The sequence below is a fragment of the Dellaglioa sp. CoH-55-MRSF-8 genome (assembly GCF_056782195.1).
The window spans coordinates 1-340 of sequence record NZ_JBXAYH010000130.1 but is presented as its reverse complement, the minus strand read 5'-3'; the positions used below and the strand labels follow the sequence as shown (position 1 = coordinate 340).

The window sequence follows — 340 nt, the reverse complement described above, 5'->3', positions numbered from 1 at the left end:
CCCATGTACAACATGTCGTCTTTTAGAGTGCTGCCCATCTATACTCCTGAAAGTGGTATACAAAGCGGCAATTGTACACCACTTTCCGATTATTTACTATCGCTTTTCTCGTCTTCGACAATTCGTTCAGCCGCGTTCAGTTCTACCGAAGATTCATGTTTCTTTGAATCTCGCATATTCTGATAAATGTGTTCGACAGCACCCCAGTGCCCGGGACCATATTCTTTTTCTGCTATCCCCTTGGCTTTATCCCACTTGTGCTCCAAACTTTCTTTGCTTCCTTTACCCTCGCGCGCGTCGTGGGTAATCTGACGTGACGGCATTTAAATCTCCTATAGAT

1 protein-coding gene is annotated in these 340 nt (G+C 45.0%); it reads right to left on the bottom strand.

Annotated elements, in window-relative coordinates:
- Positions 1 to 89: 89 nt before the first annotated feature.
- The gene (locus tag AC1RPW_RS08230) at positions 90 to 323 is read right to left on the bottom strand and encodes a hypothetical protein (RefSeq protein WP_289856397.1); all 234 of its coding nucleotides are present in this window, start codon (positions 321 to 323) and stop codon (positions 90 to 92) included.
- Positions 324 to 340 lie beyond the last annotated feature (17 nt).